At 63.1% G+C, this 13,690-nt stretch carries 11 protein-coding genes; 8 read left to right on the top strand and 3 right to left on the bottom strand.

Annotated features, from left to right (window positions below):
- Nucleotides 1-24 precede the first annotated feature (24 nt).
- The 3 genes from ASG25_RS20010 to ASG25_RS22370 form a co-directional block, all read right to left on the bottom strand.
- Nucleotides 25-1,332 carry an MFS transporter gene (locus tag ASG25_RS20010; protein ID WP_062478879.1) on the bottom strand — a complete coding sequence of 436 codons (1,308 nt, stop codon included), beginning with the start codon at nt 1,330-1,332 and terminating at the stop codon, nt 25-27.
- 148 nt (nt 1,333-1,480) lie between these two features.
- Nucleotides 1,481-3,004 (bottom strand): GGDEF domain-containing protein, encoded by a 1,524-nt coding sequence (locus tag ASG25_RS20005; protein WP_244479455.1) that lies wholly within the window; start codon nt 3,002-3,004, stop codon nt 1,481-1,483.
- Between the two features lie 305 nt (nt 3,005-3,309).
- On the bottom strand, nt 3,310-3,486 hold the full coding sequence (locus tag ASG25_RS22370; protein ID WP_082480403.1) for a DUF2256 domain-containing protein: 177 nt from the start codon (nt 3,484-3,486) through the stop codon (nt 3,310-3,312).
- A 121-nt stretch (nt 3,487-3,607) separates the two neighbouring features.
- Between ASG25_RS22370 and ASG25_RS20000 the strand changes: the two genes are divergently transcribed.
- From ASG25_RS20000 to bcsA, 8 genes are all read left to right on the top strand, one after another.
- Nucleotides 3,608-4,105, top strand: a complete 498-nt coding sequence (locus ASG25_RS20000) for a metallophosphoesterase family protein (protein WP_062478454.1) — start codon at nt 3,608-3,610, stop codon at nt 4,103-4,105.
- A gap of 79 nt (nt 4,106-4,184) precedes the next feature.
- Complete coding sequence (locus tag ASG25_RS19995) at nt 4,185-5,096, top strand: LysR substrate-binding domain-containing protein (RefSeq protein WP_062478451.1); 912 nt, start codon at nt 4,185-4,187, stop codon at nt 5,094-5,096.
- 118 nt (nt 5,097-5,214) lie between these two features.
- Nucleotides 5,215-6,375, top strand: coding sequence for an ABC transporter substrate-binding protein (locus ASG25_RS19990; protein WP_062478448.1), 1,161 nt, complete (start codon nt 5,215-5,217; stop codon nt 6,373-6,375).
- A gap of 148 nt (nt 6,376-6,523) precedes the next feature.
- Nucleotides 6,524-7,522, top strand: a complete 999-nt coding sequence (locus ASG25_RS19985) for an ABC transporter ATP-binding protein (RefSeq protein WP_062478445.1) — start codon at nt 6,524-6,526, stop codon at nt 7,520-7,522.
- 32 nt (nt 7,523-7,554) lie between these two features.
- The gene (locus tag ASG25_RS19980; RefSeq protein ID WP_156379880.1) at nt 7,555-8,481 is read left to right on the top strand and encodes an ABC transporter permease; all 927 of its coding nucleotides are present in this window, start codon (nt 7,555-7,557) and stop codon (nt 8,479-8,481) included.
- Complete coding sequence (locus ASG25_RS19975; protein WP_062478442.1) at nt 8,471-9,286, top strand: ABC transporter permease; 816 nt, start codon at nt 8,471-8,473, stop codon at nt 9,284-9,286. Before ASG25_RS19980 ends, ASG25_RS19975 begins: the two co-directional genes overlap by 11 nt.
- Before the next feature lie 25 nt (nt 9,287-9,311).
- Nucleotides 9,312-10,739 carry a gamma-aminobutyraldehyde dehydrogenase gene (locus ASG25_RS19970; protein WP_062478439.1) on the top strand — a complete coding sequence of 476 codons (1,428 nt, stop codon included), beginning with the start codon at nt 9,312-9,314 and terminating at the stop codon, nt 10,737-10,739.
- A gap of 733 nt (nt 10,740-11,472) precedes the next feature.
- Nucleotides 11,473-13,683 (top strand): UDP-forming cellulose synthase catalytic subunit, encoded by a 2,211-nt coding sequence (bcsA, locus tag ASG25_RS19965; RefSeq protein WP_082475713.1) that lies wholly within the window; start codon nt 11,473-11,475, stop codon nt 13,681-13,683.
- Nucleotides 13,684-13,690 lie beyond the last annotated feature (7 nt).

Below are 13,690 nucleotides of genomic sequence, written 5' to 3'. Positions count from 1 at the left end.
GCCTGCCCCGGCATTCATACACCGTCAGCCGAGCGACGCCTGACGGGTCTCCGCGTCGATCAGGCGGGCCGCAAACGCTGCGCAGACGAGAAGCGCGGCAAACAGGCCGACGGCAACCCCGACCCCGAACGTCACCACCACCGTCATCAGGGTCGGAGCAACGAGACCGCCGAGCCGCGCCACCGCGCCTGCCGCCCCCATGCCGGTCGCGCGCGATGCCGTGGGATACAGTTCCGGCGTGAAGGCATACAGGGCGCCCCATGTTCCCAGCAGCGCAAAGCTCATGACAAGCAGTGAGGCACCGATCAGCAGATCGTCGGGAGACAGAACGAAGAGCAGGCATCCGAGGGCCGACAGAAGGCAGAAGCCGATCAGCGTCGGGCGTCGGCCCCAGCGCTCGACGCCGAAGGCGGCAAGCGCATAGCCGGGGATCTGCGCCAAGGCGACAAACACCAGGAAACCGTAGCCGCGCACAAAGCCGAAGCCTTCGCTGGCAAGCCGCGCCGGCATCCAGGTGAAGATGCCGTAATAGGAGACGGAGACCAGGAACCAGACGGCGAGAATGAGCAGGCTGCGACGGCGCAGTTCGGGCGAAAACACGCCTCCGGACACCGTCGTGGGCGCGGCCACCAGACGCTCGTCTGCGGACAGGATCGGCTTTCCATGCAGGGCCAGCATGCGGTTGACGATGGCCTTGGCTTCCTCGCCATGTCCCGCGCGCAGAAGATAGAACGGGGACTCCGGAACGAAAAGCCGCAGGCCCACGCCGATGATGGCCGGGAGCGCCGTTACCGCGAAGATGTAGCGCCACGCATCGGCCACGCCGGCAAGGCTGGCAGCCCAGGCGGCAAGGGCGATCAGCAGCGTGCCCAAGGCCCAGAACCCCTCCAGCATGACGAGCCAGCGACCCCGGTTTTTCGCCGGCAGGAATTCCGCCATCATGGCGTAGTCGACGGGAAGGGTTCCACCGACAGCAACGCCCGTCAGGAAGCGCAAGACGAGCAGGCTCGTGAAATCCGGCGCGAAGATGGAAAGCGTCCCGAAGACGGCGTCGCAGGCAACGGTCAGCAGAAGCACGCGCCGACGGCCCCAGCGGTCCGCGAGACGGCCGAAAACGACGGCGCCGATCAGCATGCCGAGGAAGAACAGGGTTCCCGTCTGCAACGCCTGCGGCACGGTCAGTTGAAAGGTGGCGGCGATCGACGCTGCGGTGAAGCCGACCGCCAGCACCTGCATGGCGTCGGCAGTCCAGACGAGGCCGAACACGCCGAGCAGCCTGCGCTGAAACCGTCCTGTTCCAGCTCGATCCAAGGCTTCGTCCATCGTCACCATATCGTCATTCCTGCTTTGTCGTGCCTGAACCCGGGCCAAGGCCCCCGGCGGCACCAAATCGTTGAAGGAGACTGTATAGACGCGGGGGCGGCCGAGATAGTCCGGCTGCATGGCGTGTCCACATCGGGTGCCCGCCCACGTTCGAACGTCAGTGGTCGGACGATCCACCGGTCCGCGCGGTGGCCATGACCCTATTCCGGCCGGCCTGCTTGGCACGGTAGAGGTTGCGGTCGGCGATCTCGAGAATCTCGTGCGAGACGCCGCCCTCCGACGATAGGGCGACCCCGATGCTGACGGTGACCGAAAGTCCGGCTGCAACCGACGACCAGTCATGGCGGGCGATCGTCAGGCGGATGCGTTCGCACGCCTTCCTGGCCTGCGCGAGCGTCACGCCGGCCATCAGCACGACGAATTCCTCGCCGCCGAAGCGAACGGCAAGATCGGGCGACCGCAACGTGCCCTTGATCAAGGCGCCGAGCGCAATCAGTACCCGATCGCCGACGAGGTGGGAAAACTGGTCGTTGATCGCCTTGAAGTGATCGACGTCGAGCACGGCCAGCATGTAGCCCTCGCCGGACGCGTCAATCGCGTCCATCGCGGCCTCCAGCCGCCGGCGGTTGCCGAGGCCGGTCAGAGGGTCCGTGTTTGCCGCCTCGGTCAGCATGGTCGTTTGCTGTTGCAGCGCTGCAAACGATCGGGCGATCTCGGCGGCCCGACCTGCCTCCGTGTCGAGCAGCATGCGCAACTTCTTCGTCTCGTAGCGGATATCGGCGAGCCGCGCGTTGCGCTGGGTCCGTTCGGCCGTAAACTGCTGATGGAGACTGTGATAGCGTTTGTGAAAATCGAGCGCCGGCTCGAAGGCGCCGAGATGCTCGTGCGCCCTGGACAGGTAGAGGCAGGCGAACATCAGCGTTTCGACATTGCCGCTCCGCGTGGCAAGCAGATGCGCACGCTGAAGGGGCACCAGCGCCTCCTCGGGCCGCCGCAGCGAGATCAGCGTCCGGCCGAGAATATCGAGGTACTGCCCCTCGCCGCGCATATCGTCTTCGTTCGCAATGCCGCGATAGTGCGCCAGAAACTGCTCGGCGCTGACGAAGTCTTCGGCCGCATTGTAATACTCGGCAAGATTGGCAAGGCAGAGACGCTCCGCCCATGCATCGTCGAGCGCGCGGGCAAGGCCGACCGCCCGCCGGGTCACCTCGATCGCCGATGCGATGGACGTTTCGAACCCCGCTCGGTCTCCGCTTTCCTGCGCCATGTAGGCGGCTTCCGCCTGCGATCCCCCAAGATTGATGAGCCACCAGCACTCGAAATTCCGGTCGGCGGCTTCGCGTGCCAGCGCCACCGCCCGGCCGCAATAATCGATGGCCAAAGGCGGCTGACGCGACATCCAGAAAATCACGCCCGTGACGTTGATCGCGAGCGACCGCGATCGCAGATCTCCGCACTGGTCGGCAAGATCCAGCGCCTCCGCCGCCAGCGCGACGGCCTCTTCCAGTTGGCCGAGCTCCATGTGCAGCCACGCCTGAATGCTGAGGGCCTGAGCTTCACAGGCAGGCTCGGCGAGGTGACGCCAGATGACGACAGCCTCGTTGGCGTAGTCCAACCCCATCTCGGATTTGCCAAGCTGGAAGCAGTACCATGCGATATCCTGTGCGCTGCGAGCCCGCACATGTGAATCGTCGGGGTGCCCCGATGCCTGATGGACAGCCAATGCCATCTCGAGCGCCGGGGTCGACCGTCCCGAGCATCCCATCTGCCACGCCTCGTCCAAGGTCTCCCTCGTCGGAGCCTTCGCATCCGGAGCGACGTCAGATCGCTTGCTCTCGGCAGACATCACGCTGTGGATCCGGTCTTGTCTCGACATTGGCTGCAGGGATCGTCAGCTTGGCGACAAAACCTAAAGATGCCGCTAATACGAACGCAGGATTGCAAAAGGTCAGGGTCGGCGAACGTAAGTATTTTCGATCTGAGCCGTCAGCGGTCGGGAGCGGCCGTCGCAGCCTTGCGCCGCAACGTGCCTTTGCAGCGTTCCGAGCACGTCTTGACGTTGTCCCAGTCGCGCGCCCACTTTTTCCGCCAGGAGAACGGCCGTCCGCAAGCAGCGCAGATCTTTTGCGGCAGATGGGCTTTCGTGTAGCGTGGTTCCTTCATGGATCGAAAGCTGTGGCATGAAGAGCGAACGTCAAGCGGCCATGTCGTCTTGGACCTATGCTGTCGGGAACGCCCGGCGTGCGAGGCTTGATCTCGGCCGGGTCGGCGCCAGATTCCCCCGATGATCTACTTTACCAGCGACACGCATTTTGGCGACCCGCGCGTGCTGCGCATCGACCGCCGGCCTTTCTCGACCATGGCGGACCACGACGCCGCGCTGATCGCGACCTGGAATTCTGTCGTGGGAGACGACGACGAGGTCTGGCACCTGGGCGACGTCATTGCGAAAGGAGGCGACTGCGAGCAGCTGCTCGCCGCGCTGAACGGCCGCAAACATCTGGTCATCGGCAACAATGATCCGGATACCACGATATCCGCCAAGGGTTGGTCAAGCGTCCAGAGCTACGCTGAAATGATCCTCGATGGTCATCATCTCGTGCTCTGCCACTATGCGTTTCGCACCTGGAACAAGATGGGCAAGAAGTCGATCGATCTCCACGGCCACTCGCACGGGCGCCTGAAGCCCATGCCCCGGCAGTTCGACGTCGGCGTGGACGCGCGCGCGCTCCGACCCGTCACGCTGACAGACCTCCTTGCGAAACAAGCGCCCGTGCCCTGAGGTCGGCCGTCCGCGGCGATAGATCTGCCCCGATCTTACCGGGCTTGCCATTCCGCGATGACATCCCGATAAACACGAGATGGCCTTCACGCTCCGACAGCTTCAGTTCTTCGTCGCCGTTGCCGAACAGGGTTCCGTCACCCGGGCGGCCCAAAACCTGTCGATCTCGCAATCCTCCATCACGGAGGCCATCAAGGAGCTGGAGAGCGATCTCGGCGTTGCCCTCTTCGACCGGCATCCGCGCGGCCTGCACGTGACCCATAACGGCCACCAGTTTCTGCGCCACGCCACGAAGATTCTCGCCGGCGTCCAGGATGCTCGCCGCAGCTTCAGTCAGGTTCCCGAGATCGCGAGCGGAAAGCTCAATCTGGGCGTGACCTCGCTGGTGGCGGGCTACGTGCTGTCGGATCTTCTGGCGCGCTATCGACGGGCCTTTCCGGCGGTCGACGTCAGTGCCATCGAGGACAATGGATCCTATCTCGAACATCTTCTGGTCGGCGGCGAACTCGACGTTGCCGTCATGGTCATCTCCAACCTGCGCGACCGCATGGCGCTTCAGGCCGAGATCATCGAGACCTCACCCTACAGGCTTTGGCTGCCGCTCGGCCATCGGCTCGTTTCCGCCGATATCATCTCCATCTCCGATGTCGCGCAGGAACCGCTGATTATGCTCACCGTCGACGAAATTGAGGAAAACACGGGCAAGCTGCTCACCGCCCTCGGTGCGCGGCCGCACGTCGCATTCCGCACACGCTCGGTCGAAGCCGTGCGCAGTCTCGTCGCCACCGGCGCGGGCATTGCCCTTCTGCCCGACCTCGTCTACCGCCCCTGGTCGCTCGAAGGAGACCGGATCGAAAGCCGGGACGTTTCCGGCGCCCTGCCTGTCGTGCAGGTCGGCATGGTCTGGCGAAAAGGCTCCAGCCTCCCGCAGTCGGCACGCGATTTCATCGGGATTGTCGAAACACTGCGCAGTGCTCGCGGACGCGGCTAGGTTTCGGAAAAACCGATACCGATTATCTGTTTAATAAATTTGCGAATGCGGCAGAAGCGCGGCACCTTTCGCTCCGGGAACACATGCGCCGAAGATCGGCCGAACCGGGAGACCACAGATGATCAACATCCTGAAGTCCTGCACCACCCTCGCCGTCACCCTCGCCTTCGCCACATCCGCCCTTGCACAAGAACCCTTGAAAGCGCTCGGCGCCGGGGAAGGCGAATTGTCGATTGTCGCCTGGGCCGGGTACATTGAGCGTGGCGAGACGGACAAGGCTTACGACTGGGTGACGGATTTCGAGAAATCGAGCGGCTGCAAGGTGTCCGTGAAGACCGCCGCGACGTCCGACGAGATGGTCGCGCTCATGAATGAAGGCGGCTTCGACCTTGTCACGGCATCGGGCGACGCGTCGCTGCGGCTTGTCGCCGGCAAGCGCGTACAGCCGATCAACACGGATCTGATCCCGAGCTGGAAGACGCTGGACGCGCGCATGCAGGATGCCCACTGGTTCACCGTCAAGGGCGTTCACTACGGCACGCCCTATGTCTGGGGGCCGAACGTGCTCATGTACAACACGGATGCTTTCAAGGGTGAGGCGCCGAAGAGCTGGAAGGTGGTCTTCGAGGAAATGACCCTGCCGGACGGCAAGTCCAACAAGGGCCGCGTACAGGCCTATGACGGGCCGATCCATGTGGCGGATGCCGCCAATTACCTGATGGCGCACAAGCCGGAACTCGGCATCAAGGATCCCTACGAACTGAACGAGGAGCAGTACAAGGCGGCTCTCGATATCCTGCGCGTCCAGCGCACGCTGGTCGGTCGTTACTGGCACGATGCGATGATCCAGATCGACGATTTCAAGAATGAAGGCGTCGTCGCCTCCGGCTCGTGGCCGTTCCAGGTCAACCTGCTGACGGCCGAGAAGCAGCCGATCGCTGCCGTATTCCCCGAAGAGGGCACGACCGGCTGGGCCGACACCACGATGCTCTCGTCCGAAAGCGCCCATCCGAACTGCGCCTATATGTGGATGGAGCACTCGCTCTCGCCAAAGGTCCAGGGCGATGTTTCCGCCTGGTTCGGCGCGAACCCCTCGGTCGGAGCCGCCTGCAAGGGCAATGCCCTGCTGACGGACGAAGGCTGCAAGACGAATGGCTACGACAACTTCGACAAGGTGAAGTTCTGGAAGACGCCGGTCGCCAAATGCGCCAGCCAGAGCGAGTGCGTGCCCTATCATCGCTGGGTTTCCGACTATATCGGCGTCATCGGCGGCCGATAGGTCGCGGGCGCCGCCTCACCTGCGGCAACTCTCTGGCCCACCTCACCTCCCGCCGGGGGAGGTGAGACGCGCGGCGGCAGCATGATGCGACGCGACGGCCGGTGCGCCTCCGCGTGATTGTCTTGTCTTGGCTTCAACAGGATATCCCATGAACGCCATCCTCTTTGAAAACGTCTCACGCCATTTCGGCAATGTCCGCGCCGTCGATGGCGTCGATCTGGCCGTGGCGGAAGGCGAGTTCTTCGCGATGCTCGGCCCATCCGGATCCGGAAAGACGACGTGCCTGCGGCTTGTCGCCGGTTTCGAGCAACCCACCGCGGGGCACATCGAGATCTTTGGCGAGACAGCGGAAGGCCTGCCGCCCTACCGGCGCAACGTCAACACGGTGTTCCAGGACTACGCGCTCTTCCCGCATCTCTCGATCCTCGACAACGTTGCCTACGGACTGATGGTCAAAGGCGTGGGCAGGATCGAGCGACGCCGGGCGGCGGAAGAGGCTTTGGCGATGGTCGCCCTGCCCGGCTACGGCGCGCGCAAGCCGGGCCAGTTGTCGGGCGGCCAGCGCCAGCGCGTGGCGCTCGCGCGTGCGCTGGTCAACCGACCGCGCGTGCTCCTGCTCGACGAACCCCTGGGCGCGCTCGATCTCAAGCTGCGCGAACAGATGCAGGAGGAATTGAAAAGCCTCCAAAAAGCGCTCGGCCTCACCTTCATCTTCGTGACCCATGACCAGGGCGAAGCGCTGGCGATGGCCGACCGGGTGGCCGTGTTCCACGAAGGCAAGGTGCGTCAGGTGGGGACCCCGGAAGACATCTATCGTCGCCCGAAGACGCGTTTTGTCGCCGATTTCGTCGGTTCTTCCAATGTGCTGTCGCGCGTCCAGTGCCAGCGGCTGGGCGTCGACGCCCCGGCCGCCAGTTTGCGACCGGAGTCGATCGTGATCGGGCGACCGACCGACGGTCAGCTCGGCCTGACCGGCATTCCGATCGCCACAAGCTTTCTCGGCCCGGTCAACCGCGTGACGCTCGATTGCGGTGGTGAGCGCATCGTGGCTTTGCTCGCAGGCGGCGCGCCGATCCCGGCCATGGGCGAGAGCGTGACCCTCGCCTTCGGCAGACACGATCTGCATGTGATGGAGGACGCCGGATGATCATGGCGTCAGAGGGCCAGAGGACACGCTTGATGGCGACGCCGGGTCCACGCGATCGCGGCAGCCTGTCGGATATGCTCTGGCGGAACCCGAAACTCTTTCTCGCCCTGCTTCTCTGCCTTCCGCTCCTCTGGCTGGGCGTGGTCTATCTCGGTTCGCTCGCGGTCTTTCTCGCCCAGAGCTTTTTCGCGATCGACGATTTCTCTGGGCTCGTCACCTATGAGCCCACGCTTGCCACCTACCGGCAGCTCTTCTCGGACGCCAATTTCGACATCATCCTGCGCACCGTGACGATGGCAGCCAGCGTGACGGTGGCGTCGATCGTGATCGCCTTTCCCGTCGCCTTCTATGCCGCGCGGTATGCCAAAGGCGTTTGGAAGGCCGTATTCTACCTTGGGGTCATGCTGCCCCTCTGGTCGAGCTATCTCGTGAAGATCTACGCGTGGAAGCTGATCCTTGCGAAAGAGGGCATCCTTACCTGGCTGTTTGCCAAGCTGCACCTGCTCTGGCTCCTCGAAGCCTGGCTCTCGATCCCCATCATCGGCGGAAACTCGCTGTCGGTGAGCTACACCGGCACCTTCCTCGTCTTCGTCTATGTCTGGCTGCCCTTCATGATCCTGCCGATACAGGCGTCCCTCGAGCGCGTGTCGGGCAGCCTCGTGGAAGCCTCGGCCGATCTCGGCGCCCGCCCCGGCCAGACCTTTCGCCACGTGCTGCTGCCGCTCGCCCTGCCAGGCATCGTTGCAGGCTCGATCTTCACCTTCTCGCTGACACTCGGAGACTACATCATTCCTCAGATCATCGGCTCCTCCCGGCTCTTCATCGGCCAGGCGGTCTATGCGCAGCAGGGCACGGCAGGCAATCTGCCGCTTGCGGCGGCCTTCACGGTCGTGCCGATCGTCATCATGGGCGTCTACCTCTGGGCGGCCCGCCGCATGGGAGCTTTCGATGCGCTCTGACCGTCTCGATCGGGCCCCGCTGCCCCTGAAGATCTCCGCCTGCCTCGGCCTCCTTTTCCTGCACCTGCCGATCCTGCTCATCTTTCTCTACGCCTTCACCACGGAAGAAAAGAGCTATCGCTTTCCGCCGCCGGGGCTGACGCTCGAATGGTTTGCCGTCACCTGGAACCGGCCGGATGTGTGGGCGGCGCTGACGCTGTCGGTGAAAGTGGCGAGCCTCGCCACCGCCATCGCGCTGGTCCTCGGCACGCTGTGCGCGGCCGCGGTCTCCCGCGCGGCCTTTTTCGGCCGCGAAGCCGTGTCGCTGCTCGTCATCCTGCCGATCGCCCTGCCCGGCATCATCACCGGCATCGCGTTGCGGTCGGCGTTCTCGATGGCGGATATACCGTTTTCCTTTTTCACCATCGTGCTCGGCCACGCCACCTTCTGCATCGTCGTCGTCTACAACAATGCGGTAGCGCGCTTCCGCCGCCTGTCGGGCTCCCTCGTGGAAGCGTCGATGGACCTCGGCGCGGATGGCTTCCAGACGTTTCGCTACGTCGTTCTGCCGAACATTGCGACGGCGCTCCTCGCCGGCGGCATGCTGGCCTTCGCACTGTCTTTCGACGAGGTGATCGTCACCACGTTCACAGCCGGCCAGCAATCGACGTTGCCGATCTGGATGCTGGAAGAGTTGATCCGTCCGCGGCAGCGCCCCGTGACCAACGTGGTCGCCATGGTCGTGGTGCTCGTGACGCTCCTGCCGATCCTCGCTGCCTATTTTCTCACCCGCGATGGCGACCAGATCGCCGGCGCGGGCAAATGACCGGAACCTGAACAGGAGATCGACCATGGATACGGACCTTTTGATCGGCGCGCGCTTCGAGCCGGGCACCGAGGTGGAAGAGCAGATTCTGAACCCGAAGACCGGTAGCCGGATCCTGTCGCTCGCGGAGGCGTCACACGCGCAGATCGATGCGGCCGTCGACGCCGCCGAGCGCGCGTTCGTCACGTGGTCGCGCACGACACCCGCCGAGCGATCGACCTACCTGCTGCGCATTGCGGATGCGATTGAACGGGATGCCGACGGCTTTGCGAGCCTCGAGGCCCTAAACTGCGGCAAGCCGCTCCACGCCGTGCGCAACGATGAAATCCCCGCGATCGTCGATTGCTGGCGGTTCTTTGCGGGCGCCATCCGGATGCTGAATGGCCCTGTCGCCGGAGAGTATCTGCCGGGCCACACCTCGATGATCCGGCGTGATGCCATCGGCATCGTCGGCTCTATCGCGCCCTGGAACTACCCTTTGATGATGATGGCCTGGAAGCTTGCCCCGGCACTTGCGGGCGGCAACACCGTCGTGTTCAAGCCGTCCGAACAGACGCCGCTGACGGCGTTGAAAATGGCGCGGCTTCTCGCCGATATCCTGCCGGAGGGCGTCGTCAACATCATTCTCGGCCGCGGAGACACTGTCGGCAATGCGCTGATCAATCATCCGAAGATCGCGATGGTGTCGATTACTGGCGATATTGCGACCGGCAAGAAGGTGCTGACCGCAGCTGCAAAGACGGTCAAGAGAACGCATCTGGAACTTGGCGGCAAGGCGCCCGTGATCGTCTACGACGACGCGGATCTCGACGCCGTCGTCGCCGGCATCCGGACCTTCGGCTTCTACAATGCCGGGCAGGACTGCACCGCCGCCTGCCGCATCTACGCGCAGGACGGGATCTACGAGAAGCTGGTCGCCGATCTCACCTCTGCCGTTTCCAGCATCGTCTTCGGTTCTGAGAACGATGCGGAGAACGAGATCGGCCCGCTGATCTCCGCCCGCCAGCGCGACCGCGTCTCGAGCTTCGTCGAGCGCACCAACGAGGCGCGCCACATGGAGGTGACGACAGGCGGCGCGCGCGGGCCGGGCGATGGGTTCTTCTTCCAGCCGACGGTCATTGCCGGTGCCCGTCAGGACGACGAGATCGTCCGTCGGGAGGTCTTCGGCCCGGTCGTCTCGATCACCCGGTTTACGGACTCTGAGGAAGCCGTGCGCTGGGCCAACGACAGCGATTACGGCCTCGCCTCGTCCGTCTGGTCGAAGGATATCTCGCGTGCGATGCAGGCAGCGGGTCGCCTGCAATATGGTTGCACCTGGATCAACACACATTTCGCGCTCGTCAACGAGATGCCGCATGGTGGCTTGAAGCAGTCCGGTTACGGCAAGGATCTTTCCGTGTATGCGCTGGAAGACTACACCGCCGTGCGCCACATCATGATCGCCCACGGCTGACAACCGTAAGACGCAGCCTCCCGGTGGGGCTGAACGGAATGCGCGACCGGGCGGAGCGCCGACCGGCTGTGCTCCGCTGCGCCTCTGAACGCGCCGCCAGTCCTGTTTGCCTGGCCTCGTGACGGAGGCTGCGCACTGCTGTACCCCACCGCCGGCGGGCGTTGCCCGCCCGCAGGTCTCCCGGTTGCGCGCCGGGATCGTCGCGCATGGCGTGCGATCAAGCATTTAACATGCAAGGACGTGGTGCTGCCAATCCGCCGATCGGACCCGTCGCCGGGGCCGCACGGCCGAGAACCACTGGCCCCTGCTTTTGCCGGCCCTTCGCACGATCAGCGGTTGTTTCTCCCCAAGACCCGTTCAGGTCACCCCATCGATCTTCCCCGAACAGCCGGCAAGGCCGGCCCGTTTGCGAGCGGTCCGTGCGGGCTCGTGCGAGCTCCTGGCGGACCGCGCGGAACCCTCGGTTCCGACCGCCAAAAGCGCGGATTTTAACCAATCTTGTTTACCGCACTCTAACATTCAAGTTCCCGCATAACGAGTACTCATCATAAATAATCAATCTGAGGGACACGCTTAGAGCCAGTTCCGGTCGATAATTATGGTAAATGCATAATTAATAAGCGCAGCGCCTACCAAATAACACCGCACCTCGTATTCGAGTCAAATTTTAAATATTGACCCGATTTTGGTCTTAAATTAATTACCAAATTGTAAACCAGAGGATGTTATTGTCATGCGTATATTATCTCTCTTCATTTGGATCACGTCCGCGGCGGCAATATTTGCATTTGTATTGCAGCCGGTTGGCCCCGATGTACAATTGCTCGTTTCTGCTCTTACGATCGCGTTTCTCTTCGTTATTACACGCTTCAACAGATCAGGTCCGCTGCGTTACATTGCGCTGGCAACCGCGAGCATCATCGTCTTGCGCTACGCTTACTGGCGCACCACGAGCACGCTTCCGCCAATCGACGATCTCCTGTCGTTCATTCCGGGAATTCTGCTTTACGTCGCCGAGATGTTCTGCATTTTCATGTTCTTCATCAGCGTGTTCGTTGTCGCCGATCCGGTCGAACGCCCCCGTGCTCGTCAGCTTTCCGATGACGAACTGCCGACTGTCGATGTGTTCGTACCGTCTTACAACGAGAGCGCCGAAATCCTTTCGTTGACGCTTGCTGCGGCTGCCGGCATGGACTACCCGTCCGACAAGTTCACGGTGTACCTGCTCGACGATGGCGGCACCGACCAGAAGCGCAACAGCCCCGATCCGGATATCGCCCAGGCAGCCATCGACCGCGGTAACGCGCTGCGTACGCTCTGCCTCGATCTCGGTGTCCACTACCTGACACGCGCCCAGAACGTGCATGCCAAGGCCGGCAACCTCAACGCCGGGATGGAACGCACCTCCGGTGACCTTATTGCGGTCTTCGACGCCGACCATGCCCCCGAGCGCGCCTTCCTGCGCGAAACCGTCGGTCATTTCAGCGACGATCCGGATCTCTTCCTGGTCCAGACACCACACTTCTTCGCCAACCCGGATCCGGTCGAGCGCAATCTCGGCACCTACAAGCACATGCCCGCCGAGAACGAGATGTTCTACACCATGATCCAGAAGGGCCTGGATCGCTGGAATGCTTCCTTCTTCTGCGGCTCGGCAGCGGTTCTCCGTCGCGAAGCCCTGGACGAGGTTGGCGGCTTCTCCGGCATCACGATCACCGAGGACTGCGAAACCGCGCTCGAGCTGCATTCCCGCGGCTGGAACAGCGTCTACGTCGACAAGCCCCTCATCACCGGTCTCCAGCCCGAAACCTTCGCCAGCTTCATCGGACAGCGTTCGCGCTGGTGCCGCGGCATGATCCAGATCCTTCTCCTGAAGAACCCTCTCTTCAAGCAGGGCCTGACACTTCCCCAGCGCCTCAGCTACATGTCCAGCTGCTTCTTCTGGCTGTTCCCCTTCGTGCGCACCACGTTCCTTGTCGCGCCCATCCTGTTCATTCTCTTCAACCTGAAGATCTTCAACGCATCGGCCGAAGACTTCCTGGCCTATACCGTCACCTACCTCATCGCGTCCGAGATCCTGCGCAACTACCTTTATGGCAAGATGCGCTGGCCCTGGATTTCCGAACTCTACGAATACGTCCAGTCGGTCTTCCTGGTCCGGGCTATCGTCAGCGTCTTCCTCAACCCGCGCAAGCCGACGTTCAACGTCACCGACAAGGGCGTCTCGCTGACACAGCGCCAGCTTTCCAACCTCGCCTGGCCCTTCTTCGCCATCTTCGCCGGCCTCGGAATGGTTCTGTCCTATGCCATCTACCGCTATCAGACGGAGCCGGCCCTCGGTGACCTCATCGTCATCACCGGCGCGTGGAACCTGCTCAACCTGATCATCGCCGGCGCAGCCCTCGGCATCGTCACCGAACAGCCGAACGACGCCGACGGCATCAGCCTTCCCTCGGCACGGGCAGCCGAACTGGAAGTGGGTCATCAGACGGTGCCTGTCACCATTCGTCAGATCTCCTCGGAAAAGGCGATCGTCGAACTGAAGAAGAACGCGACGACACCGCTGCGCGCCGGGGAGTACGGCCGTCTGCTGCTCATCGATCCCCCTGCCAACGTCATCCTGCCTTCGGTTCCCGTCTTCATCGGCAAGCCCTCCGGCAGCGATCACCGCAGCTTTGTGGTCGAACTCGACGCCGAGGCATGCCATTTCCCGGCGATCGCCAGCCTGATGCTTGCCGATCTCGACCTTCCCCGCGCTCTGCGTGACGGTCGTCAGAACCGCCGGTCCTACCCGGTCGCCCTGCTGACGCTCATTCGCTGGGCCATCTTCAGCCCGTTCCTCGCCATCACGGCCGGTCTTTCGTCCAAATCGACCGCCGAGAGAACAAGTCGCCGCCGCCGTCAGCTCGTCGAAAAGCCGCAACCCGTCGTCGAAGCCGCGTGACCGGAAA

This window comes from Rhizobium sp. Leaf384, from assembly GCF_001424065.1.
In the GTDB taxonomy this organism is placed as follows: domain Bacteria; phylum Pseudomonadota; class Alphaproteobacteria; order Rhizobiales; family Rhizobiaceae; genus Ferranicluibacter.
This window is presented reverse-complemented; position numbering and strand designations above follow the sequence as displayed.

What these genes read in the sequence shown, in the direction of transcription:
- ASG25_RS20010 (WP_062478879.1), bottom strand. Translation starts at nt 1,332, where the DNA reads ATGGTGACGATGGACGAAGCCTTGGATCGAGCTGGAACAGGACGGTTT.
- ASG25_RS22370 (WP_082480403.1), bottom strand. Translation starts at nt 3,486, where the DNA reads ATGAAGGAACCACGCTACACGAAAGCCCATCTGCCGCAAAAGATCTGC.
- ASG25_RS20000 (WP_062478454.1), top strand. Translation starts at nt 3,608, where the DNA reads ATGATCTACTTTACCAGCGACACGCATTTTGGCGACCCGCGCGTGCTG.
- ASG25_RS19995 (WP_062478451.1), top strand. Translation starts at nt 4,185, where the DNA reads ATGGCCTTCACGCTCCGACAGCTTCAGTTCTTCGTCGCCGTTGCCGAA.
- ASG25_RS19990 (WP_062478448.1), top strand. Translation starts at nt 5,215, where the DNA reads ATGATCAACATCCTGAAGTCCTGCACCACCCTCGCCGTCACCCTCGCC.
- ASG25_RS19985 (WP_062478445.1), top strand. Translation starts at nt 6,524, where the DNA reads ATGAACGCCATCCTCTTTGAAAACGTCTCACGCCATTTCGGCAATGTC.
- ASG25_RS19980 (WP_156379880.1), top strand. Translation starts at nt 7,555, where the DNA reads ATGGCGACGCCGGGTCCACGCGATCGCGGCAGCCTGTCGGATATGCTC.
- ASG25_RS19975 (WP_062478442.1), top strand. Translation starts at nt 8,471, where the DNA reads ATGCGCTCTGACCGTCTCGATCGGGCCCCGCTGCCCCTGAAGATCTCC.
- ASG25_RS19970 (WP_062478439.1), top strand. Translation starts at nt 9,312, where the DNA reads ATGGATACGGACCTTTTGATCGGCGCGCGCTTCGAGCCGGGCACCGAG.
- bcsA (WP_082475713.1), top strand. Translation starts at nt 11,473, where the DNA reads ATGCGTATATTATCTCTCTTCATTTGGATCACGTCCGCGGCGGCAATA.